The 24,666-nt window shown below is 49.4% G+C and carries 22 protein-coding genes; 11 read left to right on the forward strand and 11 right to left on the reverse strand.

Annotated elements, in window-relative coordinates:
* Positions 1 to 21 precede the first annotated feature (21 nt).
* From glpX to AC506A_RS19945, 3 genes are read right to left on the reverse strand one after another with little or no spacing between them, the layout of a single operon-like run.
* A complete protein-coding gene (gene glpX / locus AC506A_RS19935) occupies positions 22 to 990 on the reverse strand; it encodes a class II fructose-bisphosphatase (protein WP_495462752.1) in 969 nt (322 codons plus the stop codon).
* Between the two features lie 15 nt (positions 991 to 1,005).
* Complete coding sequence (locus AC506A_RS19940) at positions 1,006 to 1,818, reverse strand: pyruvate, water dikinase regulatory protein (protein ID WP_495462840.1); 813 nt, start codon at positions 1,816 to 1,818, stop codon at positions 1,006 to 1,008.
* A gap of 18 nt (positions 1,819 to 1,836) precedes the next feature.
* Positions 1,837 to 2,496 carry a CBS domain-containing protein gene (locus AC506A_RS19945; protein ID WP_495462753.1) on the reverse strand — a complete coding sequence of 220 codons (660 nt, stop codon included), beginning with the start codon at positions 2,494 to 2,496 and terminating at the stop codon, positions 1,837 to 1,839.
* 175 nt (positions 2,497 to 2,671) lie between these two features.
* Here AC506A_RS19945 and AC506A_RS19950 point away from each other — a divergent pair, with 175 nt between their 5' ends.
* The 3 genes from AC506A_RS19950 to AC506A_RS19960 are packed head-to-tail and all read left to right on the forward strand — an operon-like array spanning position 2,672 to position 6,311.
* Positions 2,672 to 4,111, forward strand: coding sequence for a spore germination protein (locus AC506A_RS19950; RefSeq protein ID WP_495462754.1), 1,440 nt, complete (start codon positions 2,672 to 2,674; stop codon positions 4,109 to 4,111).
* On the forward strand, positions 4,108 to 5,208 hold the full coding sequence (locus tag AC506A_RS19955) for a GerAB/ArcD/ProY family transporter (RefSeq protein ID WP_495462755.1): 1,101 nt from the start codon (positions 4,108 to 4,110) through the stop codon (positions 5,206 to 5,208). Before AC506A_RS19950 ends, AC506A_RS19955 begins: the two co-directional genes overlap by 4 nt.
* On the forward strand, positions 5,205 to 6,311 hold the full coding sequence (locus AC506A_RS19960; RefSeq protein ID WP_495462756.1) for a Ger(x)C family spore germination protein: 1,107 nt from the start codon (positions 5,205 to 5,207) through the stop codon (positions 6,309 to 6,311). Before AC506A_RS19955 ends, AC506A_RS19960 begins: the two co-directional genes overlap by 4 nt.
* A 135-nt stretch (positions 6,312 to 6,446) precedes the next feature.
* On the opposite strand, the gene AC506A_RS19965 is transcribed toward AC506A_RS19960, so the two are convergent.
* A complete protein-coding gene (locus AC506A_RS19965; RefSeq protein ID WP_090641524.1) occupies positions 6,447 to 6,668 on the reverse strand; it encodes a helix-turn-helix domain-containing protein in 222 nt (73 codons plus the stop codon).
* Between the two features lie 700 nt (positions 6,669 to 7,368).
* Complete coding sequence (locus AC506A_RS19970; protein WP_495462757.1) at positions 7,369 to 8,280, reverse strand: phytanoyl-CoA dioxygenase family protein; 912 nt, start codon at positions 8,278 to 8,280, stop codon at positions 7,369 to 7,371.
* 183 nt (positions 8,281 to 8,463) lie between these two features.
* On the opposite strand from AC506A_RS19970, the gene AC506A_RS19975 reads away from it, so the two are divergent.
* Complete coding sequence (locus AC506A_RS19975) at positions 8,464 to 9,321, forward strand: helix-turn-helix transcriptional regulator (protein ID WP_495462758.1); 858 nt, start codon at positions 8,464 to 8,466, stop codon at positions 9,319 to 9,321.
* 127 nt (positions 9,322 to 9,448) lie between these two features.
* Here the strand turns inward: AC506A_RS19975 and AC506A_RS19980 are convergent, their stop codons facing one another.
* Positions 9,449 to 10,237, reverse strand: coding sequence for a YhcN/YlaJ family sporulation lipoprotein (locus AC506A_RS19980; RefSeq protein ID WP_495462759.1), 789 nt, complete (start codon positions 10,235 to 10,237; stop codon positions 9,449 to 9,451).
* A 170-nt stretch (positions 10,238 to 10,407) separates the two neighbouring features.
* On the opposite strand from AC506A_RS19980, the gene AC506A_RS19985 reads away from it, so the two are divergent.
* Genes AC506A_RS19985 through AC506A_RS19995 form a run of 3 tightly spaced genes read left to right on the forward strand, consistent with a single transcriptional unit; the run spans position 10,408 to position 13,865 of the window.
* Complete coding sequence (locus AC506A_RS19985) at positions 10,408 to 11,724, forward strand: spore germination protein (RefSeq protein ID WP_495462760.1); 1,317 nt, start codon at positions 10,408 to 10,410, stop codon at positions 11,722 to 11,724.
* Complete coding sequence (locus AC506A_RS19990; protein ID WP_495462761.1) at positions 11,721 to 12,779, forward strand: GerAB/ArcD/ProY family transporter; 1,059 nt, start codon at positions 11,721 to 11,723, stop codon at positions 12,777 to 12,779. The genes AC506A_RS19985 and AC506A_RS19990 overlap by 4 nt, the downstream gene beginning before the upstream one ends.
* Positions 12,780 to 12,785: 6 nt before the next feature.
* The gene (locus AC506A_RS19995) at positions 12,786 to 13,865 is read left to right on the forward strand and encodes a Ger(x)C family spore germination protein (protein WP_495462762.1); all 1,080 of its coding nucleotides are present in this window, start codon (positions 12,786 to 12,788) and stop codon (positions 13,863 to 13,865) included.
* A gap of 46 nt (positions 13,866 to 13,911) precedes the next feature.
* Here the strand turns inward: AC506A_RS19995 and AC506A_RS20000 are convergent, their stop codons facing one another.
* Genes AC506A_RS20000 through kduI form a run of 5 tightly spaced genes read right to left on the reverse strand, consistent with a single transcriptional unit; the run spans position 13,912 to position 19,331 of the window.
* Positions 13,912 to 15,030: a glycoside hydrolase family 88 protein gene (locus AC506A_RS20000; protein WP_495462841.1), complete on the reverse strand. Its 1,119-nt coding sequence runs from the start codon at positions 15,028 to 15,030 to the stop codon at positions 13,912 to 13,914.
* Between the two features lie 45 nt (positions 15,031 to 15,075).
* Entirely contained in the window at positions 15,076 to 16,911 is a 1,836-nt protein-coding gene (locus AC506A_RS20005) for a hypothetical protein (RefSeq protein ID WP_495462763.1), read from the reverse strand.
* A 32-nt stretch (positions 16,912 to 16,943) separates the two neighbouring features.
* Positions 16,944 to 17,699 (reverse strand): 2-dehydro-3-deoxy-D-gluconate 5-dehydrogenase KduD, encoded by a 756-nt coding sequence (gene kduD / locus AC506A_RS20010; RefSeq protein WP_495462764.1) that lies wholly within the window; start codon positions 17,697 to 17,699, stop codon positions 16,944 to 16,946.
* Entirely contained in the window at positions 17,696 to 18,463 is a 768-nt protein-coding gene (locus AC506A_RS20015; protein WP_495462765.1) for a DeoR/GlpR family DNA-binding transcription regulator, read from the reverse strand. Before AC506A_RS20015 ends, kduD begins: the two co-directional genes overlap by 4 nt.
* A gap of 34 nt (positions 18,464 to 18,497) precedes the next feature.
* On the reverse strand, positions 18,498 to 19,331 hold the full coding sequence (gene kduI / locus AC506A_RS20020; protein WP_495462766.1) for a 5-dehydro-4-deoxy-D-glucuronate isomerase: 834 nt from the start codon (positions 19,329 to 19,331) through the stop codon (positions 18,498 to 18,500).
* 242 nt (positions 19,332 to 19,573) lie between these two features.
* On the opposite strand from kduI, the gene AC506A_RS20025 reads away from it, so the two are divergent.
* From AC506A_RS20025 to AC506A_RS20040, 4 genes are all read left to right on the forward strand, one after another.
* Entirely contained in the window at positions 19,574 to 20,617 is a 1,044-nt protein-coding gene (locus tag AC506A_RS20025; RefSeq protein ID WP_495462767.1) for a LacI family DNA-binding transcriptional regulator, read from the forward strand.
* A gap of 457 nt (positions 20,618 to 21,074) precedes the next feature.
* On the forward strand, positions 21,075 to 22,043 hold the full coding sequence (locus tag AC506A_RS20030; protein ID WP_495462768.1) for an ABC transporter permease: 969 nt from the start codon (positions 21,075 to 21,077) through the stop codon (positions 22,041 to 22,043).
* A gap of 12 nt (positions 22,044 to 22,055) precedes the next feature.
* Positions 22,056 to 22,940: a carbohydrate ABC transporter permease gene (locus tag AC506A_RS20035; RefSeq protein WP_494820638.1), complete on the forward strand. Its 885-nt coding sequence runs from the start codon at positions 22,056 to 22,058 to the stop codon at positions 22,938 to 22,940.
* A 46-nt stretch (positions 22,941 to 22,986) separates the two neighbouring features.
* Positions 22,987 to 24,639 carry a type 2 periplasmic-binding domain-containing protein gene (locus AC506A_RS20040; RefSeq protein WP_495462769.1) on the forward strand — a complete coding sequence of 551 codons (1,653 nt, stop codon included), beginning with the start codon at positions 22,987 to 22,989 and terminating at the stop codon, positions 24,637 to 24,639.
* The last annotated feature ends 27 nt before the right edge of the window (positions 24,640 to 24,666 follow it).

The raw sequence follows: 24,666 nt of genomic DNA on the forward strand, positions 1-24,666 counted from the left end.
TTTGGTTAAAGCCTTTGTCAGCTATAGCTGACCCAATATCGGCTTGTTCGGCAAATAATGCTGGGATTTGATGTACCGAATGGTACGCGTCTTCACTCGCATCACGATCGAATGGGTTTCGGCCCGTTGATCCGGCAGCATGGAGACACCGCCGAGAAACTCGCCAGGCGTGACTCCGGTTGCGGCGAAGATGACGTCGTCATTGCCTATCATGTCCTCCATCCGCAGCAGCTTGCGCGGGTCGGAGAGTCCCATCTCTCTGCAGCGCTGCTCCTGCTCCTCGTTCAGCGGCATGAGCCGGCCTTGAATCTCGCCGCCGAGGCATTTGAGCGCGGCAGCTGCAAGCACTCCCTCCGGTGCACCTCCCGAGCCAACGTACAAATCGATGCCCGCCTCAGGGAAAGCCGGGGCAATCGCGCCTGCAACGTCGCCGTCAGACAGAAACTTGATGCGTACGCCGACCTCACGAAGCGAGCTGATTAGCTCTGCGTGGCGCTCACGATCAAGGATCATAACTGTTAGGTCCGAAACTTGCTTGTGAAGGGCAAGCGCCGCTTTCTCCACGGTCGTGCGGATTGGATCCTCCAGCCTCAGCTTTCCGGCAAGCGCCGGCCCAACGGCAAGCTTCTCCATGTACATGTCCGGCGCATGCAGCAGTCGACCTTTCGGTGCCACTGCAATGACGGCCATCGCATTATTGAGCCCTCTCGCAACGAGCTCAGTCCCTTCCAGCGGATCTACTGCCACATCCACCTCCGGTCCTTGGAGGCTTCCAACTACTTCGCCAATGTAGAGCATTGGCGCCTCATCCATCTCGCCTTCCCCGATGACAACCGTCCCTCGAATCGAGACGGAATCCAGCATGCCCCGCATCGCATTCGTCGCCGCTTCATCGGCACGATGCTTGTCTCCTCTGCCCATCCAAGGAGCAGCAGCAAGGGCTGCCAGCTCCGTTACCCGTACAATTTCAAGTGCCAGTTCCCGCTCCATCGTACATCTGCCTCCTCAGTTTGCTTGTTGCAGCCAACCAATAATGATGCCCGCTGTTTCTTCAATCGCTTTCTCGGTGACATCAATAACCGGACAATTTAACGACTTCATGATGGATTGCGCGTAGGTAAGTTCAGCGTCAATGCGCTCTGAGGATGCGTATTTCGCAGAGAAGGGGAGTCCCATCGCTTTAAGCCGTTCGGTTCGTATTCCTGAAAGCTTCTCCGGCTGCATCGTTAATCCAACCACGAGACGGTTGCCTTTATAAAGCTCCTGGGGCACTTTGACTTCCGGCACGAGCGGCAAGTTCGCTACTCGAATGCCTTTATGAGCGAGATAAATGCTTAACGGTGTTTTCGAAGTACGGGATACGCCAATGATGACAACTTCAGCGAGCAGCAGCCCTTTCGTATCCTTGCCGTCATCGTATTTCACAGCGAATTCAATCGCTTCAATGCGGCGGTAATAATCATCGTCGAGGGTATGGAGCAGGCCGGGTTGTCGTTTCGGCGAATCATTGAACGTATCGATAAAAGCTTGCATCATCGGGCCTAATACATCAATGGCGCGCACGCCCTTAAGAAGCGCTTCCTCTCTCATCGTTTCGCGAAGCTCCGGCTGCACCAGCGTATAGGCGATGAATCCGCCTGCCCGGGCTGCTTCCGAGGCAATGTGGACAATTTCATCCTCCGACTTGATATGGCCGCACCGAATCAATTTCACATCTTCAAAAGCGAACTGCCGCATCGCCGCCTTCACAACCGCTTCCGCCGTTTCCCCAACCGCATCCGAGCAAATATAAATCGGCTGTACTCGTTTCCCCGCGATCCCCAACGTCCTGCCTCCTTATCCCTGCCTGTCCGATTCCAGCTCCATCATCCAGCGGAGGATATTCGTTTTGCTGATCCACCCTACGACCTCATATCGATTCGCGGGCTGTTCTTCACCTGAAACGACCGGTAAGCCGTCCAGTTCCTGCACGAGCATCTTCTTCACCGCGTCCATCAGCGGTTGATCAGCTTGCACCGCTGCAATAACCGGCAGACGAGACATCGCCATACTTACCGGAATCGTGGCTGCATTGCTGCTGCCAAGCGTGATTTTGAGCAAATCCTTCGGTGTCACGACACCTACAAAATGCCGGTTCTCATCCACAACGGTGAGGACCTCGGCATTACCCATGAATAATGTAATTACGGCATCATGCACAGAAGCAGTCTCCGTCACGCTGATCGGCATCCCTTGTACATCCTTCACGCACGCGGTTTCCCAGCGATTAAGCACTTGTTCTCTTCCTTGCGCCGCGGTCCCCGGAAAATAGCCCACTCTTGGCTTCGCCTCCAAGAGTCGCAGCATAACAAGCAGCGATAAATCCGCACGCAGCGTCGGCTTACCTGTCCCCAGCATCTCCGCAAGCTGATCGCCAGTAATCGGCGCATGCATCTTGACGAGTTTTAATATTTCGACTTGCCTTGCCGTTAACGTGATGCCAACCACCTCATTCATGCGTCCTTATTTGATAATTAATGTATCACATTGGTTAATTAGTACACAATATATATTTGGCTATTTTTGCAAAAATGCGCTGCAGCTGCTAGCAGTGGAATGTCATCTCCCTCTTACATAATTATGGAATTCACAGGTTAAAGTATGAACATCGGCATTGAAGGAGGATCCCCGTTTGAAATCCAGTCCATCTATAGACAAGACCGAACACTATTTCAAGCAACTGTTCTCGGAACAAAGCGACTTTCAATCGAAACAGCTTTTCCTTGGAGGAACCGAACATAGACTGTATTATTTCGACACGTTAGTTGAGTCTACTCACATTCAAGAGTTTATTCTGAAACCGCTGCATCTTCGTCCGCAAGATGCGGTCTCTGACGTCATTTCAATTCTAGATTATGCTGAAACAGAGCAACTGGATGAAGCCGTACATGCGTTAATGTACGGTAAAGCCGTGCTGCATCGTGACGGAGAGAGCAAGCTTTACCTGCTTGGTGTAGATGTAAAGAAAGAGCGATCCATTAATATACCGATTAATGAGCGAGTATTGCGTGGTTCGAACGAAGCGTTCATAGAAAATATCGATACCAATATCAACCTGATGCGCAAGATGATCAACTCTACCGAGTTTGTCGTGAAAACATTCACGATCGGGCGGCTCTCTCAGACAAAAGTAGCGGTCATGTACATCAAGTCGATTGCCAATATGGCGAATGTAGTGGAGCTGGAAAGAAGGCTCAGCAGCATTGACATCGACTATGTCGAGGCGCCGGGATTTATCGATGAGCTCATCCGGGAGAAGAAATTCAGCCTGTTTCCACAGCTTCTTATTACGGAACGGCCTGACCGTGCGCGTGCCTATTTAATGGAGGGGAAGATCGTCATTGGAACTGCAGGGTCACCGGACGCGATCATCCTGCCGGTATCGGTTTGGTCTTTTTTTCAAAGCCCGGACGATTATCAAATCAGCTGGGTGATCGGTACCATCTTTCGGTTATTGCGTGTCTGCTGCTTTTTCATTGCCATTGGCCTGCCTGCCTTTTATGTTTCCGTCAGTTCCTTTAATCCCCAACTGCTGCCGATTAATTTCGTCAATACGCTGCAAAGCTCTCTGAAATTTATCACGTTTCCTCCGTTATTCGAGGCGCTCTCCATGATGCTCATGCTTGAGATCTTAAGAGAAGCGACAATTCGGCTGGCGAGTCCCGTCGGTCAAACGATAGGCGTCGTTGGCGGTATTGTCATCGGAACGGTGGTCGTGCAGTCCAATTTGGTCTCCAATACGGCCGTTATTGTAGCTGCGTTAACAGGCTTGGCATCCTTTATCCTCCCGTCGTACGAGATGAATAGTGCCGTACGCCTTCTAAGCTATCCGGCGCTCTTACTTTCCTCGTTGTTCGGCCTGCTCGGTCTGGTCTTCTTCTTCATGATGATCTGTATCCACTTGTGCCAGATGAATACGATGGGACTTCCGTATTATTCGCCGCCTTTCTCATTGAGCGATGCGAAGGATACGTTGTTTCGCGCACCGATGTGGAGCATGAGCAAGAGGCCGGCAGGAACCGCAGCCAAGAATCGGACAAGGATACGGAATCCAAGGGGTTGGAAACGTTGAAGAAGGAAGAAACCATCACCGGAAGACAGCTGATTTCGCTCGTCGTTATGGCGCAGCTCGGGACAGAGGTATTATCCTTGCCTCACGTAGAGGCCGGAGTTGCCGGTCATGATACTTGGCTGGCCGTATTGCTGAGCGGACTTGTCGCGCAAGTAGGCATTATGCTGATTTGGTGGCTCGGCAGCCGATACCCGGCACGGAATTTCTTTGCCTATATCCCTCTTCTTGTCGGGAAACCGATTGGAGCTTGCATCAATTTGGTGTATGGATGCTACTACGCCCTTTCCGGACTTTTGCTGACCTTGCTGTACACCGACATTCTAAAGAGATGGATGTTTGTGCTCACCCCCAGGTGGGTCATCATTCTAATGCTTCTAACTGTGTGCGGCTATGCGGCAACGTCAACGCTGAAGAAACTGGCTTTTCTATCTCAAACCTTTATGTACTTCTCTTACATCAGCTTCTTGCTTGTCGTTTGCAGCGGAATCTACGGACTGGACATGAGAAATTTGCTGCCGGTTCTACCCGGTGGCTGGTATCCCGTAATGAAGGGTGTATATACCGCATTTAGCGCTTATGTAGGTTATGATCTGCTGCTTTATGCCTACCCGTACGTAAAGACGCAAAGCAAAAAGAAGCTGCTTCTTGCCATGACGCTGGCAAATGCCTTTACGCTCGTGTTCTATGTTGCGGTCTGCCTGATCTGCACCATGAAGTTCAGCTTGAAACAGCTCGACGTTATTCCGGAACCGCTCATTTTCATATTAAAGAACTATCGGGTTGAAGTTTTGCAGAGCATTGACATCTTGTTCCTAATCTTCTACGTCTGCATTATATCGGCAACGATCTACGTGTATTTCTTTATGGCTGCTAAAGCATTCCAGCATCTGCGCAGTCAGGGCTTGGGCAAACAGCATGTATGGGTATGGGCTATGGTCTGCGTATGTTTTATTGGAGGGCTCTTCATGGCGAAACGATTCGACATTATGCGTGCTGCTTCGATTCAGGACCGAGTGTCCATCATTTTGATTGTCGTTTTACCCGTTTTCTTACTCATCATTTCCGGGCTGCGAGGCAAGGGAAGGAGCGAGATATGAAGAAAGTGATAGCCGCGTTAATCGTTTGTTTGATGCTCACTGGTTGCTGGGATCAGCTTCAGCTGAAAAATCTGCTTTTTGTCGATGTTATCGGGCTGGATTACGAGGATGACAGCAAACAGCAAATCAAGGTAAGCTATGTGATTTCCTCGCTTCGGAATGCGAATCAGGGAGGAGGGAGTCCGAATGGCTTGTACATGGGTTCAACAGGCACCAACCTCTATGATTCCGTAAGTAAAATGAACAAGTATTTGCCCGGCATCCTTAACACTCTGGAGACTAGGCTGTACCTAATAAGCGCCAAGTTCGCCAAAGATCAGCCGTTGAACTATCTGAATATTACGGGCCAATTTCTATCCAATCCGTCGTACGCTCACCTAGCGGTGTTTGATGGCGATCCCTCGAAACTGATGGCTAAGAAGAAGATTAATGATCAGACCGTATCCAGTTATCTGGTTGGTCTATTGGACGATGAGATTAAGAGAGGAAAAATCCCATCTAGTAAATTACTCCGTTATATATTCGGGGGCATGTATTTCATAAACGACTTTGCGCTCAACCGCTTCGAGCCCGATGGGAACGGGGCTCGACTTGCAGGTACCGCCCTATTTCGAGACGGTAAGTACACCGGTGTTAACCTGAATGATGATGAGACCCAGCTTGCTGTTCTGCTGCATGGCGCGGCTGGCAAGAATCAGCTGCTTGTTGGTGAAACGGAAGGAACAAAATACACGGTTCTGGTAGTGAAAGCTAAACGGGATTACCATATTATCCATGATGGTGAAGGGCTGCGCGAAATTGATATCTCGTTAAAGTTGGATCTTAAGTTAATCGAAGACAAAGACGGAGATGAACTGAAGAAACACACAGGCAAAATGCTCTCTGAGCTTGAAAAGAAAATCGCAGCTGATCTCACTGTAAAGGCATCTGGCGTGATTAAAACTTTGCAAAAGGCTAATTGCGATTACTTGCAGCTGGGGCATGAGGTTGCTGCCTATCATCCGAAGCTGTATGCAGGTCTGAACTGGCGCGAGGAGTATCCCAAGATCAGTATTAAACCCAAAGTTAAGATAACGATACGTAACACAGGAATTCTGGATTGACGAAAGCAAGCATGAGTTGATCGCTGCATAACATAAATGTGATCGGCTAAGACGTCAAAAAACCTTCTCGCAAACGTTTCCGAATAAATTCGGAAGCATTGCCAGAAGGCTGAGCAAGGTATGCGGTGATTTTCGTCAAATCTTTAATTCCCCAAGCTTTATAAGCTCGACAACCGCTTGTGAACGACCTTTAACGTTCAACTTTTGCATGACGTTGGAGATGTGGTTTCGAACAGTTTTCTCGCTGATGAACAGTTGCTGTGCGATATCCCTTGTGGTTTTATCCTGCACAAGCAGCTCGAAAACCTCGCGTTCACGATGAGTTAATAAGAACTTGCTCTTCTGGTCGCTACCCATATTGTGTTTGTCACCCCTCCTTGCTCGGGTTTTTATGGTTTAACAAGGTTAAGGGATACAGTCAAATTATCTTATGATCAGGCGCCTGTAGTGGTGCCGTATATTGAAAAAATGGGCGGGTGTTTGTCGCTCCATGACGGATGCCTTCTTAGTTATTCGGTTTATTGTTGGTAAGGATATACCGCTCTCAGAAGTAACACGAGGTCGAAGTGGTCACGATAGAGGCTATGTCGCTCTCGATGCTGCACATTCGTCGAAACTACAGTATATTCGCCCTTTCTTGACGCTGATAGCGGATATGCCGCTATCAGAAACAAAAATGAGGTCGAAGTGGTCACGATAGCGGTTATTCCGCTCTCAATGCTGCACATTCGCCGAAACTACAGTATATTCGCCATTTCTTGACGCTGATAGCGGATATGCCGCTATCAGCAACAAAATCGAAGTCGAAGTGGTCACGATAGCGGCTATTCCGCTCTCAATGTTTACGTAGCAGCTGAGGAGGGGGTAGTTTTGGGGCTGAGAGGCGGATTTTCCGACTCTCAGCTACTTTTTCTTGCAGTTTCGGTGGTAAGAGTCGGGTTTCCCGACTCTCAACTGCAGTGCAGGGACTGAGGTGGTGTTGTTACCACCGCCAAAGCAAAAAAACCTGCGGCCCGGCCGCAAATTAGCGACCGGCCCGCAGGCCCCATACAAGCGTCTATCGACGCCAATACACTTCGTGTGCGTAGCGGTACTGCGCCGGCTGCTTCGGCGCGCGGATCGCGAATGCGCCACCTGGTTGATACGCGAACGGCGTTTCGCCTTGCGCATAAGATGCGCCTTTACGACGCTCAATGCAGTCCAGCAGCATATGCTGCTTGAGCGACAAGTACTCCAAGGTGTGCGGGCCGAATTCGGCTTCGATTTCGCCGGGACGGAATTCGTAATACACGGTACGGCGCAGCGGGTTGCCGTCGCCTGCGGGCGAACCGTGCAGCACCTCGATATTGTGGAAGATGACATCTCCCGGCTGCATCGGAACCGGAATGGCATCCTCTGTCGTAAAGCCAGGCTGCTTGCAGCGCTGATCGGCTTCTTCTTTACTCCACTTATTGCTCCCCGGAATGACCCATAGACAGGTTTGCATATCGGCCTCATCCAAGTAAAAATCCACATTGAAGATCGGACGCGTATCTTCGCAGCCGTCCGGTACCGCCGCATCGCGGTGCCAAGGGACGATAATGCCTTCATTCGGCGCCTTCAGCACCATGGAGTCCCAGGTCGCGATGAAGTTGCGGCCTTGCAGCTTCTCCACGGAACGCAATATAAACGGATGACCAAGCAGCACCTTCATCGGATCGCTTTTTTCAATCACATATTCGACACGCTTAAAGATCGATTGGCCTGATTTCACACCAACCCCGTACATAAAATCCGGGTCGTCTACACCGGCAGCACCTTTCTCGTAAAGCGCTTGCATTTCAGATTGCACCACTTTCAACTCTTCGCCGGCGATCACATTTCGAATAACCAGAAAACCGTTATTCAAGAAAAACTGCGCCTGTTCTTCCGTTATACAGTCTTGCGCCGCAGCGTCGACAAGAGGAATTCCCACATGAATCATACCCATTTTACGTTCCACTCCCTCATAGTTTATGAGTGCTTCTTAGCTAAGTATAAGGGATTGGGACGGAGGGTGTATGTAGTTGAAAGTAACAAAGATGTTGCAGAAATCACACGAAATTGCGATAGTAAACTTGACTAGCAGCAGCAAGCAACTATCCGACTCCCCCAAGAGGTGATCCCGCAGAGTATGACGAACACGCCCAAAATCCCATACTACCACCACGCGCTGCCCGAACATGTCGCAGGTCTGTATTTTCACCCCCCGTACATCACGCTTGCGCATTTGTTCCACGCACCTCAGCAATGGGACATCGCAAGCCGAATGCTGAACAATTATCAGTTCCAATATGTCGTCGAAGGTGCTGCCGAATATCGAATCGAGGACCACATCTATATCACACGCCGAGGCGATCTCATCTACCACTCACCTTCTCAAGTTCATGAAGTACATACAATTCCAGGGGAGAAGTATATTTGTATTTCTATTCTTTTCGACTTCGGAGAGACAAACTATCCCGTTGAGCAGATGCTTGGCGATGAACGGTATTTGGGAAATTTCGCTGGTCATGACATTGAGAAGAAGCTTACGCAGCTGATCACTCATTATCATCAGCCTGGACTGACCCACCACACACAGTGTCAAGGACTTCTGATGCAGCTATTGGCCGATCTGTCGGGTATCAAGCAGGAGCAGGAAACGAAGACGGAAGGTCAGCAAAAGATTAAAACAAAAATGGTGCTCATCCGAAATTACATCGCTAATCACTATAACGCGAATATCCAGCACGATCAGCTCGAACAAATGTCCGGGCTCAGCCGCAATTACATTATTATCAAATTTCGACAAGCTTTCGGTATAACGCCATTCGAGTATTTAACACGTGTCCGGATTGAACGAGCAAAGGAGCTCGCCATTCAAACGAATATGTCAATCGGGGAAATTGCCAATGCGGTTGGCTATGCCGATGTGCATACGTTCGGACGGATGTTCAAGAACAAAATGGGTACGAGCTTTAGTCAGTTTTGCTCCTCCATGGTAACTTAACGCAAGCAAAGTCATGTTTAAGAAAAAACAGCCGATCACTTCAGAAACGTGAATCGGCTGCCGCTTGAATGCTCATAGTAACTATGATTAATCCTTTTCAATTTCCGAACTCTTCGGCAAGCTCACCTTAAGATCCAGATCTATGCGGGAAAATCCGGTCCACCATCGCATTAAATTCAGCAATAAAACCTTGAATCGGATGACCCAGCTTTACATCGTTCATGTAGGCATTCATGCGGTCGAAGAAATCCGGGTTCGCCGAGACGTATACATTCTTCACCTGCGGCGCTAACTGTTTGACCTCATTGGCAATCCGGTCTTTCAATCCTCCGCTCACGTCTGCATCCCGACCCATGCGGCTCGGAGCCGTCGGAACGGTAGGAGCCATTGGAGCTGGGGTTGTATTGTATACCCGCAGCATATTCGGCGCAGTGGAAATCGAACTAATACGGGTATTCATCGTTCCATCATTCATGTTGGGACGCTGATAAGCTTGCTGCGTACGGCTAAGCGGAGTCGGCGCAGAAGGAACATTCATGGCCCGAGCGCCCATGTCCGCCTTATCCCTCAGAGAAACGCCAACGTAGGCGTTGTTGTCGGTCAGCATGACGTAGGCTTTATTCACTTCAGGCAAGCTTTCAATCCGATCTGCGATCTCTTGGCTCATTTCCAGCCTGTAGTTTTTGTGAAGCCCGATAATGTTGTTGCTGTTTAATCGATGCCCGTCCACACGATTCATTTCGTTCATTTGATCATTTGCAAACCGGGAATTGATGATTCGGTTGCCATTCATGTCATAAGCGATACTGTTATTTCGGATGTTGCGGTTACCAAGTTCCCCTTGGTTCTCCATACAGCCTGTCAGTATCGTCGTCAACATCGCGCCGGCTGCGAGCACTGCCAATTTTCGCTGCATTCCATCTCATCCTCCGTTTCGTATGAACCGAATTGATGCGGCCCGCTTATAGGGTTAACCGAACGGAGAAGCGCTATGCTGGCAAGTTTTTAGGCGACAGCCTGAACCGCGCCACCTCACTCATAATTCCGACGGCTATTGCCAATACTACCCACAGGTGGTGGGTAGTGGTGAAACAAGTCATCGAAAAACTTGGGAAGAGTCCCGATTTTCAAAAACAGCTTATTCTGCTCGGCGGCCAGCACGTTGAGCTCTTTGCGCTGTCAAGCCTAGTCGATGTTGCTGCCACGGTATGGCGGCTCAAGGAAACTGCTTCGGCAGAATCCTATACATGGGAACAGCTGAAATGGACACTTGGCGCTGATGAGGCGGCTAAGGCGGCAGACCAAGTTCATGGTCTTCTTGAAGGTCGCGCTTTACTCTTGAACGAGAAAGGCTCGGAGGCAATCTGGGTACAATCCGAATCTCAGAATTTGAATCGATCGATCAATACCCCGATCAATCAGAATATCCTCATCTCTTCGCAAACCGGCTTTATTGAAGATATTATGACGAACCTCGGCTTGATCCGAAATGAACTTCGTTCAGCACATTTACATCAATCGCATTTTCTTGTCGGTTCCTCACATAAGCAGCGGATGTTCATTTTATCGCTCGATAATACAGTGAATTCGGCTCTTCTCGCGGATTGTGAAGCAGCGATTCGAGCACATGCAAACGAAGACTTCATATCTACCCGCCAGGTAGCGAAGTGGCTTCGTCAACAGCCGATATGGAGTCCGCTCCCGAGCTATAACAGAACAGAGTCACCGCATGAGGCCAGCCACTTTCTAAAACTTGGCCGGATTGTGCTGCTCATTGAAGGTTATCCGGAAGCGATCATCATTCCCGTACATATCGCCGACCTGTTTGTTCTTGATACCGATCTTGACTTACCGTCGTCGCTATCAATTATGTTGATTTTATTCCGCGTCCTCGGTGCTCTCATCGCCATAGGCGCTCCAGCCGCATATGTCGCCTTGGTTTCCATCAATCCGGATGTCATGAAGCTTGAATTAATCTATTCCATTGCTCAGAGCCGCGTAGGGGTTCCTTATCCCTCCCTTACGGAAGCGCTCATCCTGCTCTTTATTATTGAAATGCTCATCGAGGCCATCGTCCGATTGCCCAAGAGCATTGGCCCGGCCATGACCATGGTAGGGGGGATCATCCTCGGACAAGCGGTTGTCGAGGCGCAGCTGGTCAGCAATTTACTGATCATCGTGCTCGCCGCGTCCACGATCGCCAACTTCACGGTCATTGGCTATCAATTCGCGCTAACTGTTCGATTATGGCGATATATCATGCTGTTTTTTGCCGCCTTGTTCGGCCCTTTGGGTATCGTGTGCGGGTTTTATTTGCTTCTGTCCCTCATAAGCAATACAACAATACTCAGTAGGCCCTTTGTGCCAACCACGTCTCCGAGAGGCAGGAAAACAACCCGATGAAGCAAGGAATTTCGATAGCCGCTTTATTTATCGTCCTTCAATATGGCCTCCTCATGTTTATTTTCCCCCAGAGCGTTATCCAGTCCCAACCTTCCGGACATTGGATGACGGTAGTCATTGGATGGCTGCTTCAGGGTCTATTGCTTCGCCTGCTCGTTGGGGGATTTCAAGAGGGACGCGAGGACCTGCTCCAATGTTTCCTACAATCAAGAGCGGCTTCAAGAGTCATTTGGATGTGGTTGATAACCATAAGCAACATTATAGTCATCACCATCATTATTCGAGGCCACTCCCAATTACTTAAAATGTTATTTCTGCCGAATACGCCGATTTCAGTGCTAATGGCGCTCATCCTTGTTTCATCGATGTGTATTTCGTATGCCGGGCGAGAATCGTTACTACGTCTTTCCTTGCTAGTCGGGATATTTGGACTTCCACTCGTTATTCTGAGCCTTGCGAGTACCTATGGAGATCTATCCTTCGACATGATTAAACCGCTTACACCTTCATTTTCGTTTTTGGGAAAACTGAAGGTATTGCCTTTGTTTTTTATCTATTCTCACACGGTCGGACTGATCGGATTTTTTGGGCCGCTCTCCCGCGTCTCCAAGCGTTGGCTTTGGGGGGCATGGTTCGTTTCCTTGTTCTTTTATCTGATTGTCGTCTATATTCCACTAGCCATGCTCGGTCAGGAAGGCGCGGCTCCACTGCGATATCCGCTCATTATTGTACTGGATTCCATTCGGGTCAATTGGTTCTTCTTTGACAGGCTATCCTTGTTTTATGTGATGGCTGTCTTAATGAGTACACTTATGAACGTCACAGGACTTCTCTGGCTGACTCGAACGCTTGCCAGTCGTTCATCCACTTTCACTAAATGGGCAACGAATCCAATCACAGTGTCGGCAATGGCACTTTGTTTGGCACTGCTTATTGTAAACATGAAAGATTTGGAAAAATTATCGGAGTGGGGAGCCCCTGCTCGATTCGGACTCGTACTTGCAATCGCGCTGGCAGCGACTTACTACCGAAGAAAAGCGCGGCTAAGGAGATGACCCGACTTGATCTTCCGAAATAGTAAACTAGTTTGCTCTCTCGTTTGTCTTTCTTTCCCCCTGCTCCTCGGCGGCTGCTGGGACAGTCACGACATTAATCTTCGGACAATGCCTGTAATCGTTGGCGTTGCCAAAGGACAAGATCATGCTTATGATGTCACACTCCAAATTCCAATTCCTGCAGAGAAAACGTTATCGATCAAGACAATCTCGCAAGAAGCCGGTTCGGTCAGTGCAGCCTTTGATAGTATAAAAATCAATATCGAGAATTATATCGATCTGTTAGATGTCGAAATGATCGTATTTCATGAATCCGTAGCTAAAGAAGGGATGGAGGAGGAACTCAATAATGCCATCCGAGCGAGAGGTGTCCCGCCACGGGCATTAGTTGCGATTACGGATGCAGATATGGAGGAGCTCTTTAGTAATACGACGAATGCTGTTCAATCGGATGTGACGACTTTCTTTAAATACTCCAATAAAGCGGCCGGCTGGACACCAAGAACAGCTAAAGCAAGATTATGGGAAGCCTTTGAATCCACTAAATCCTATACGGAAGACGTGATTGTCCCTATCATTCGCCCAGGCAAGGAAACCGTGCTTCAATTCCCCGGATCAGCAGTCTTGCGAAAAGGAACGATGGTTGGACGCATTGGAAAGGAAGAAACGATGTTTGCTAACGTGGCTACGAACCGTTATCACGGTGCTGCGATCGAGGTTCTATCTAATGCTAATTTGACTATTCTGAAAGCCAATATGAAATGGAAGGCTCGGTTAACAAAGGAAGGGCCAGCGCTAGACGGCAAGCTGTTCGTGAAAGCAGTCGTCACAGAGAGCAGAGAGAAGATTACGGAGACCAAAATGATTGAGGAAATGGAAACGTACATGACAAAGCAGCTAAATCTGCTAACTACGAAACTGCAGCGCTATAAGAGCGACCCGCTTGGATTGGGCAATCACTTCAGAGGCAAGCTTTCGCTCGAAGATCTGAAGCGCTGGCGAACCGACTACTATCCGAAGCTGAAGGTGACCTATAAGGTTAAAGTATTAATCAACAACTCCGGAAATATCGAGCAGGAGGAGTAAATGAATAAAGGCTGTCCCAATGTGAACAGCCCTACAACTGCTTCCATTACTCCCAAGCGATCGTGCAGTCTCCTTTGAGCCTCGCCAGACCTTCAACAAAGTAATAGTCGCCGTAAATCAAAGGCACATCGACGTTTTTCCGTTCCGGATAATGACTCGTTCCATGCAAAATAAGTCCTTCTTCCTTATCGTTGTCGAAGGCTCCATAATTCCGGTAGAGCGACTCCAGTATCCGCTCGCCTGCTTGCCTGTAGCTGCTCGATTCCGTATCAGCAACAAGCTCGGCGATCAGCAGGAGGCCGCAGGCTGCACAAGCCCCTGCAGAAGAATCGCGCAGCTCCTTCGTCTCAAGCGGCGCACGGAAATCCCATGCCGGTACATGATCATCCGGTAGCTGTGAAAGGAAGAAATGCGCCACTCGTTTGGCAGCATCGATGTATTCTTGACGGCCCGTTTGCTTGGCCGACAGCGCAAGCCCGTAGATTGCCCATGCTGTCCCGCGTGACCATGCAGATTCGGGGGAGTAGCCTTGGCCGCCGATATATTCTACAGCCTCCCCTGTCTGAGGATCGAAGCGAACGATATGCCGAACCGAACCATCGGGGCGGATGAAATGTTCAATAACTGTACGTATATGCGCTTCTGCGATATGGGTATAACGTGGATCACCGCTTTCGCGTGAAGCAAAGTAGAGTAGCGGCAGATTCATCGCGCAATCGATGATGGCTAAGCCCGCATTATCATCCCCTGGCCGCCAAGGATTCCATGCACGGATATAATTCCCCTTCAAGTTAAAGCGAGCCGCCAAATAGTTTGCTGCCTTCAAGGCTCGTCTGCGTGATGGTTCCCCGCCGTTCAGCTTGTAATTGAACACGCTCGTCAGCGTCCACATGAAACCAAGATCATGGTCGAGATGATCGAAGCCGTCCAGAACATCGTCCAGCCTCTGCTCACACTGCTCGGCGATTGCACGAAATTCAGGATCGGCGCTGCCTTCATGCAGCAGCCACAGCATGCCGGGCCAGAAGCCCGCCGTCCACCATTGCGGCTCCTCCAACACATAACTGCCGCCTTGACTGGCATGCGGGAAATGAGCTCCAATCCGAGAACTAGTCCGCTTCACTTTGGAGATTGTACGCTCCCACGCTTCATTCACCCATTGCATGGATGTTGGTTCCGAATTTGCATTCCCCACGCCGACCTCACCTGCCTACTCTAGAAATTTGAATTGAAAAGCAAGCTGAATATCGCTGCCCTCCATTACATCTTCTCTTCGATCCAAATAAATGCGAGAATAGCTTTCTTCCTGTCCGTAGTGGTTTGAATAGTTGCGTTCCTCGATCCGAACTTCATAGCAGCCCGGCTCAAATTCAAGCAGGACGGCATGTCGGTTGCCTTTCAGCACAATTTGTCCGTCCGATAGGCACTTCGTTTCGCAGCGCGTAATAATTGTCTCCGTAATGGTCTCGGACTTCCCGGCAAAACGGAATGTATCCCGCAGTTCAAGGCAGGGCAGATCCGATTTATGCCATATCAATTGCCGCTTGAACGAGGTCAGACTACTGCTCGGATAACAAGAAGCCAGCTCCATTTCAAGCCGATCATTCCCTTCACCGGTGAACGCTTCCAGCACAACTGCCGCACTTTGTGCGCCAAGCTCTTGAAGGCGTCCTCCGATCACAGGAAGCGAATGACCGTGAGCTCCGTTGCAATCATAGCCGTAGCGCCCTTCACCGAAATAGTCAGCCGTATATTCCCCGCTGCCAAGATCAGCCGCGAAAGCCGGGTCCCCATCTGCGAGCAATATAAAATGGCCAACGTCGATATGGTTATGCGGTTCATGATTTGTGCCGCCTTTGGCCGCAAACCCAAAGCTCCCTGAAGGTGTGCTGCATCGCGAAACGAGCCACTCCGCATCAGGCAGAAACCAGCTTCCTGGCTGCCATTTTTCTTCTCTTGGTACCTGCGGCTTATGCCAGATGAAATTACGCAGCGCGTGGGCGAACCGCCAGCAATGATCGTCGCTGAAGCTTGCCCGAACAGCCAGCGGAGGGTATTCTACTTCTTCATAATAGGAGGCCAAATAATCCGAGAGTCCCAGATGAACGTTCACATCAGGAACTGCATCCGAGAAATTAGCAGGCCTTCTGCCGACAAGGTAGCAGCGCTGCTGAAACTGTGCAATCGCTCGCACCTTGTCATCGTCAAGCAAATTCGCTTTGCCGCCGGTTCCGCGATTCAGCAGATCCGCGAAAGCAACGAAATAGCCGAAGCCGTAATTCCAATAGCCCGGACCTTCGAGGCAAGCACCGTCCTCGCCAAACCCGGACAGATAATGCCCCATCGTGGCAATGGCTTTCACAAGGATAGCAGCCGCTCGATCGGAATCCGTCTCGAGGAGAAGCGCTGCGGAAGCGATAGACCCCGCGCAAACCGATGCCCAGTTATGGTCGGCCGTCTCCCAGTGGTATGGGCCGTCGTTCAAATAGCGCTGGAATAAACGTTGATCCACTTCAAGACGAATCGCTTCCTGAAGCGGAACAGACAGATGCCCGGTACCTGATATCGTTAAGATTTCAGCCAGCGCAAAGCCGGTTTCTGCGGCGAACAGATCAATGTTGCGATCGATGGCATGCCCTTTCATGTGTGCGGGCAGGCACCAAGTCTGCTCCTCTAGGATGGCCGCAATGATTTCCTCCAGCGCACCGATGTAGCGCTTCTCACTCGGATACAAGAAGTGGCGGATCGCGAAGGTTGCCAGACGCCTCCTGCGCTGAAAATAGACACCTTCATACAACAACCGGTTCCCGGTTCTCTCATAGAGCGCATAGAGTTCAGGTGTAAGCTCAGGTATCGATACTTGTTCAAGAATCGTTGCTTCCGTCTCTACTTCCCGTACCATGTCCGCGTAATGAGCTGAACTTGCGATCTCCTGCCACTTGGCAGCACTAATTACGTCTGCGCCGTACATATTCTGTTCGGCAGGTTGACGCTCCTCAAGCCAACTCTGCAATCTGTCCTTCGTCCAACTTATCGCCTCTGCCACACTCTCGCCTCCGGCTCCATAGAGCTGCTAACCTAACGTGCCAGCCATCCGCCGTCCACACAGAGGACGTGGCCGTTCATATAATCCGAAGCTGCCGAAGCGAGGAACACAGCCGGTCCTTGCAAATCCTTCGGCAAGCCCCATCGGCCTGCTGGAATTCGCTCAAGGATCGCTTGGCTTCGCTTCTCATCCGCCATGAGCGGCGCCGTATTGCGCGTATCGATATAACCGGGAGCGATCGCATTCACTTGAATGCCTTTGCCGCCCCATTCATTGGCAAGCGCCTTCGTAATGCCGGTCACGGCATGTTTGCTGGCCGTATAACCCGGTACGTTGATGCCGCCTTGGAAGCTGAGCATCGAGGCAATATTGATGATTTTGCCGCTGCCTCTGCTGATCATATGATTGCCCGCCAATTGGCTGAGGAAGAAGACGGCATTCATATTCAAATCGATGACATCGAACCAATCCGATCGCGAATGCTCCGCAGCCGGTGAACGGCGAATCGTGCCGGCATTGTTGACCAGAATATCGATGCCGCCGAAGGTACCTGCTGCCTCGGCAAACACCGGCTCCAAGTTATCAAGTTGGCTCAAGTCCGCAGAAATTTGCGCTGCAAGTCCGCCTGTGCTGCGAATCAATTGGATCGTCTCATCGCTGTTCGAAGCGGATACCGCCACAATCGAAGCGCCTGCTTCAGCCAGCCCGATCGCGATGGCTTGGCCAATGCCGCCTGACGTACCCGTGACCAGTGCTGTTTTGCCCGTTAAGTCAAAGCTCATCCTCATTCTCCCTTCTCGCCTATAAGAAGTGTCGCGCCTTCTTGCCGGAACTGCTCTGCAGTCTCCCGCGAAATGCCGGAATCCGTTATGATCGCGCTGACCTCGTTCAACTTCGCAAATGTGAAGAGCGCACCTTGACCGAATTTGTAATGATCCGCAACGACATAGGACGTCTTGGCCGTCTCCAGCCATGCCCGCTTAATGTCTGTTGATTCTCCGGAGTAAATCGTAAATCCGGACTGCGGATGGATGGCTGTTGCGGATAGGAACGCCTTGGCAATGTTCAATCTGCGAATGTAGGCCGCTGCCTCAGCACTGATCAGCATATTGCGGATTTGATAACCGCCCGGTACGACCAAACGAATCGACGTACGGCGGGCCAGCTCCGCAATAATATGTAGATCGTTCGTGACGACAGTAAGCGGCTCATCTGGAAGCAGCTTGGCGATGGCAAGCGTTGTTCGCCCGCCATCCAAAGCGATAACCTCGTTAGCTTCAATGAGCGAAACCGCCAGCTCTGCAATCTCTTGATGCTCAGCTGTGTATGGCGCTTCTTCTTGCTTCAGCGACATAATACCAAGCTGATTCTCCTGTGCTAACACCGCGCCACCGTGAATGCGCTGCAGCAGTCCCTTCTGCTCCAGCTTCGCCAAGTCCTCGCGAATGGTCTTGCCTGTTACCTGCAGCTGCTCGCTAAGCTCCGTGACCATCACTTCTCGGGAGGCAAGCAAGATTTCCATAATTTTCTCATATCTACGTAAAGGGTTCATCGGAAACCATCACTTTCATGCTATAGTTGTCGGTTTATCGTAAGTCTTTCATCGCCACGGCGTCCATGTCCTCGAAGGTTTGATTCTCGCCCGCCATCCCCCAAATGAACGTATAGCTGTTCGTGCCCACGCCGCTGTGAATCGACCAGCTTGGGGAGATGACCGCTTGTTCATTGCGTACGACCAGGTGACGAGTTTCCGCCGCTTCGCCCATGAGATGAAACACAGCGCCGTTATCCGGCATGTCGAAGTAGAAATACACTTCCGACCTGCGGTTATGCGTATGGCAAGGCATCGTATTCCACATGCTGCCCGGCTTCAGCAACGTCATGCCCATAACGAGCTGGCAACTTTGAATACCGCCCGTGTGAATGTAGCGGTAGATGGTTCGCTCATTGGAGTTCTCCAGGTTTCCCAGATGATTAGGGGACGCTTCGCTAATCGCAGCTTTCACAGTGGGATACGTCTGATGTGCCGGAGCGGAATTCAAATAATACTTCGCAGGCTGGGAGGCATCCTCGCTTGCGAAGCTGACATCCTTCGCGCCGCGGCCTATGTACAGGCAGTCCTTGCTATCCATAGAATAAACATCTCCGTCAACCGTAACCGTTCCCTTGCCGCCGACATTAATAATGCCAATCTCCCGGCGCTCCAGAAACGTAGCCGCACCGATTGTGGCCGGATCGACTGCCAGATTCACAGAACCATTCACCGGAACTGCTCCGCCGATAATAAAACGATCCACATGAGAGTAGCTAAGCTTGAGTTCGTCAGGGGCGAATAGTTGTTCAATCAGAAACTCTTCACGAAGACGAGTAGTATCGAAAGCTTTTACTTCATTAGGATGCGAGGCATAACGGATTTCCATGTGGACACAATCTCCTTTTGTGTTCATATAAGTTCATTTAGTAATTTATATGTTCATATTAATTGAGGTTTGTTCATTATACAAGGAGAAAAATCCAATTCAGTCTAAATAAGTTTTTCCCGCTCTGAATACGCTTCCTCTTCTATCCGAATGGGATGGATTTGTCATCGAACACAAGTTACAATACGTTGTGAGAGATTGCGTCAATTGCTCGCAGTCAGCCTAGCAAGGAGGATATCGTTGTGCCTACATTGAAAGATATCGCTGAACGCGTAGGTGTTTCTATTTCGACAGTTTCTCGGGCTATTAGTGACGACACGAGCCGACCTGTGAGTGAGGAAACGAAACGTAAAATAAGAAGTGTCGCTGTCGAACTGGGATACAAGCTTGCTGATTCAGACCATCCTGAGGCTCAGAGCAGCACTCCATTGAAGCAAGTCGTATGCATCATCCCCCAGTCCCTTATGGGAGATCATCCTTATTTCTCGCAAGTACTGGAAGGCTTCCACAAGAAAATGAATGAGCTTGGGCAGCCCCCGGTCATCGTTCGTACCGTTGAGGAATTAAAGGATACGCAGCGTCTTGCAGCCATGCTTGGAGAAGCAAGCGTGAAGGGAGTTCTCGCCGTCAGCTGGTACGATGAAGAATTTTTCGAGCTGATGCAAAACGATGGTATCGTCACTCTTGGCGTGAGCTTAAATGATGAATCCTTGTCTGTGCCGGTAGTCGACTGCGATCGCGTAGCTGCAGCCCGAATGGTTATTCGCCATCTTGTGGATCAGGGGCATACGAGAATCGGTTACATAGGCGGACCTGCTTTCTACCGAAAGATGGAGAACGATGAGCGGTATATCGGCTATCAATTCGCTATGCTGCAGTCCAATCTCATCATCAATCCGGATTGGGTCATCGACACCAACTGGAACGTGAACGACAGCTATACCCAAATGACCCAAATGCTCCTACGTGTACCGAAGTCCGATTGGCCAACCGCCATTTTCTGTGCGAGCGATATGCTTGCTATCCCTGCCATGCGAGCCGCTCTGGAGAAGGAATGCCGCGTTCCGGAGGATATTGCCTTTGTTGGAATGGACAATATTGCCTTCGCTCAATATACATCTCCACCACTTTCATCTATTCATGTTCCTAAATTCGAAATCGGCAGTATTGCGGCGAAGGCGATGGTGGATTACTTAGATGGTCACTATTCGATTCCGCCCAAAATATTACTTCCGTGCTCCTTGATCGTCAGAGAGTCATCAGACTATCATCGAAGTGTGAACTAATTTGTTCGTCTAATTGAGTCGTTCACTATAGAAAGCCCGACGGTTAGCGCCGTTGGGCTTTTTAATTTGCACAAACACCAAATTCAGCCATGGTTATGTCCAAAAAATCGATGAAAACCACGAAAAACCAGTCATAATTTTGGATAAATAACCGAATAGTTTGGATAAAACTTATGCAAAACTTTATGAAATTTGACCACTCAGCACATTGAAAGCGCTTAATTTTATGATAGAATATTGAAATACAATCTGTGATAAGGAGAAAATACAGCGTTTTCAATGGATTCACCCTCATTCCAAACGTCCCGCAACTTTATCCAAAAATATAATTATTTTTGGATAAAAAGATTGACAATTTATTCCCAACGCTCTTATGATAGGTGCATGTTACAAAACATCACATCGAGATCGATCGACGAGGCACACAAAGATTAAATTACAGACGAGGTGATAAGAAATGGCTATCCGAACTGCCCAGGCTCTGCAAAATCCCATTCGGACGACTACCATAACGGGAAAGAGAAAAGCCTTTTGGAATCGTATCTTTCGAAATTGGCAGCTCTATCTGCTCATTTCACCTGTTCTGGCCTACTTCATCGTGTTCAAGTACATCCCCATGTATGGTGTTCAGATTGCATTCAAGGATTTCATTGCGAACAAAGGGATTTGGGGAAGCCCTTGGGTTGGCTTTGATCATTTTCATCGGTTATTCAATAGCTACTTCTTCAAACGCTTAATCAGCAATACGGTCGGTCTCGGCCTTTATTCACTCGCAGTAGGATTTCCCATTCCGATCCTCCTAGCTCTTCTGATGAACGAAGTTCGAGCAGCGAAGTTCAAGAAATTTGTTCAAACCGTTACCTATGCGCCACACTTCTTATCCACCGTTGTAGTGGTTGGCATGATGATGATGTTCCTGAATCCACGGTACGGTCTAGTTAATACCATGATCGAACTGTTCGGGGGCAATCCGATTAACTTCCTCACCGAGCCCTCCTGGTTTAAAACCTTATATGTGATGTCCTCTGTCTGGCAGACGACAGGCTGGAGCTCTATCATCTATCTGGCCGCGCTCGCCGGCGTAGATCATCAATTGCATGAAGCAGCTCGCGTAGACGGTGCAACTCGGCTGCAGCGCATTTGGCATATTAACATCCCCAGCATCCTGCCGACAATTATCATTCTGTTTATATTGGAGCTCGGAAACGTGATGTCGATCGGCTTCGAGAAGGTACTACTTATGCAAAACACGTTAAATATGGGCAGCTCGGACATTATTGATACCTACGTCTACAGAAGCGGTATTCAGGAGGCAGATTTCAGCTTCTCAACCGCAGTCGGACTATTCAGCTCCATCATCAATTTCGCCCTTCTGGTCAGTGTCAACTCGATATCCAAACGACTTAGTAAAACCAGCTTATGGTAAGGAGGCGTACGAATGGCTGATCAGACCCGAGGTGACCGCCTCTTTAGCTTCATAACGTATTCGGTGTTAATCCTTGTCGTGATTGCCGTGCTTTATCCGCTTGTATTTGTCCTAAGCGCCTCATTCAGCGATCCCCAATACATAATGAGCGGCGAGATTCTGCTTTGGCCGAAAGGATTGACGCTGGATTCCTACAGTAAAATCTTCCATAACAGCGACATTGTCAGAAGTTTCGGCAACACGCTTCTGTACACCTCTCTTGGTACGTTCATTAATCTGCTGATGACGATATGCGGTGCTTATCCATTGTCGCGGCGTGATTTCGTCGGGCGCAATGTGATCATGGCCCTGCTCGTATTCACGATGTTTTTCAGCGGAGGCCTCATCCCGACCTTCATTCTCGTCAAGAAGCTCGGCATGCTGAATACCCTGTGGGTTATGGTCATTCCAAGCGCGGTATCGATCTGGAATATTATCATCATGCGTACATTCTTCCAGCAGACCATTCCCGGTGAGCTGCAGGAAGCGGCCACAATCGATGGTTGCTCCAATTTTCAAATTTTGCGCAAGGTAGTCCTGCCTTTATCCATGCCTATCATTGCAGTAACGATTCTCTTCTATGCGGTTGGACATTGGAATGCGTTCTTCAATGCCCTCCTCTACTTATCTGATAAAAGTAAGTTCCCGCTGCAGCTCATTCTGCGCGAAATCCTGATACAAGGTCAAACGGACGACATGATCAAAGCGTCTACGGAGTCCGCAATTAAGCAGCAGCGTGCCGTTGAAGGCATCAAGTACGCCGTTCTCGTCGTTGCTAACATTCCGATGCTCATCCTCTATCCATTCCTGCAGCGTTATTTTGTAAAAGGCATTATGATTGGCGCCATAAAAGGATAATTCCTTTGCGTGGATATAAATTGGATGGATAAGGGAGGAAGAAACAATGAAGGTTGCAAAAATGGGGAGTATTCTGTTGACCTGCGCACTATCGGTATCCATGGTCTCTGCCTGCAGCAGCAATAACGGGAACAACAATGGCACCGGCTCCGCGACAAACAATGAAACGAGTGCACCTGCAAGCAAAGAAGAAGTAGCTGGGCTGAACACCGCCGGTTTCCCGATCGTGAATGACAAAATTACGGTGAAAGGGTTCGCAGCGAAGCTATTTGCCAATGCGGACTGGAACAATCTGAAGCTGTGGCAGGAATACGAGAAGATGACCAACGTTCATATGGTTTGGGACACCACACAGAAAGACAGTCTCAAGGAAAAACGGAATATTTTGCTCGCAGGCGGCGAATATCCTGAATTGTTTTATGCGTCCGCATTCTCCCGCTCCGATCTGTTCAAATACGGAAAGCAAGGCGTATTCGTACCGCTCAACGACCTGATTGATAATTATGCACCTAATTTCAAAGCACTCATGGATAAATACCCCATCATCGGAAAAGGCATTACGATGCCGGACGGTAATATCTACGGACTTCCAACTATCTATGATCCTGAATTCAAATCTGTTTTCTATAACACGCCATGGGTCAAGAAAGAATGGCTCGACAAGCTGGGCATTGCAGAGCCGCAAAATCTGGATGACTTCTATAACATGCTGAAAGCCTTCAAGGAGAAGGATCCTAACGGCAACAGCAAGCAAGATGAGATTGCTTGGGGCGGTGTAGGTACAACCGGTCTGCTTGGATACTTGAAGGGCTCCTTCGGTCTTAATAATCATGGCAACTCCAATGCTTATGTCGATACGGATCCGTCAACAGGCAAGCTTCGCTTCGTTGCAACGGATCCCAACTACAAGGAGCTGCTCCAATATGTAAACAAGCTGTACAAGGATGGTCTGTTGGAAAAGGATATCGTTTCTGTGCAGAGTGAAGAAATTGACGCCAAAGGAACAGGCGGTCTACTTGCTGTCATCGACAACGTAGATCCTGTGGCCATTTACAATCAACAAGGTTATGTCGGTCTTCCAGTGCTGAAAGGACCTCACGGCGATCAGACCTTTACGTATATTGGTTCTCCGCTAGGAAACATCGGGATGTTCGTACTGACGGATAAAGCTAAGAATCAAGAGGCGATGATGCGTTGGATGGATTATTTCTACAGCGAGGAAGGCATCAAATTGTTCTTCATGGGCTGGAAGGATCAAACGTATAAGGAGCAAGCAGACGGTACGGTAGACTACACCGATGAGATCAAGAGCAATTCAAATGGCCTCTCGCTCGATCAAGCAGTCAGCCAATATTTAGTATGGCCTGGCGGCTACTATCCGGGATTTGTAAAGCAGCAGTTCTTTAAAGGCGCAGAAGGACTTCCAACGTCGGTTGAGAATGCGAAGAAATCCGAAGCACTTACACTTAAGCAGGATCAAATTTGGCCGGCATTCAATTTCACCAGCGAAGAGCAAACCGAGCTTACGACACTTGCTACCGATATTCAAACTTACGTAGATGAGATGAGAGATAAATTCATCGTAGGCAACGCTTCATTCGATGAATGGGACAATTATGTAGCAACACTTAACAAAATGGGACTTGATCGTTATATCGCAATCTACCAAGCTGCACTGGATCGATTCACATCCCAATAAATGAACTGAGCGGTGCAAAGCTTCTTT

It is taken from the genome of Paenibacillus sp. N22P23 (genome assembly GCF_059383735.1).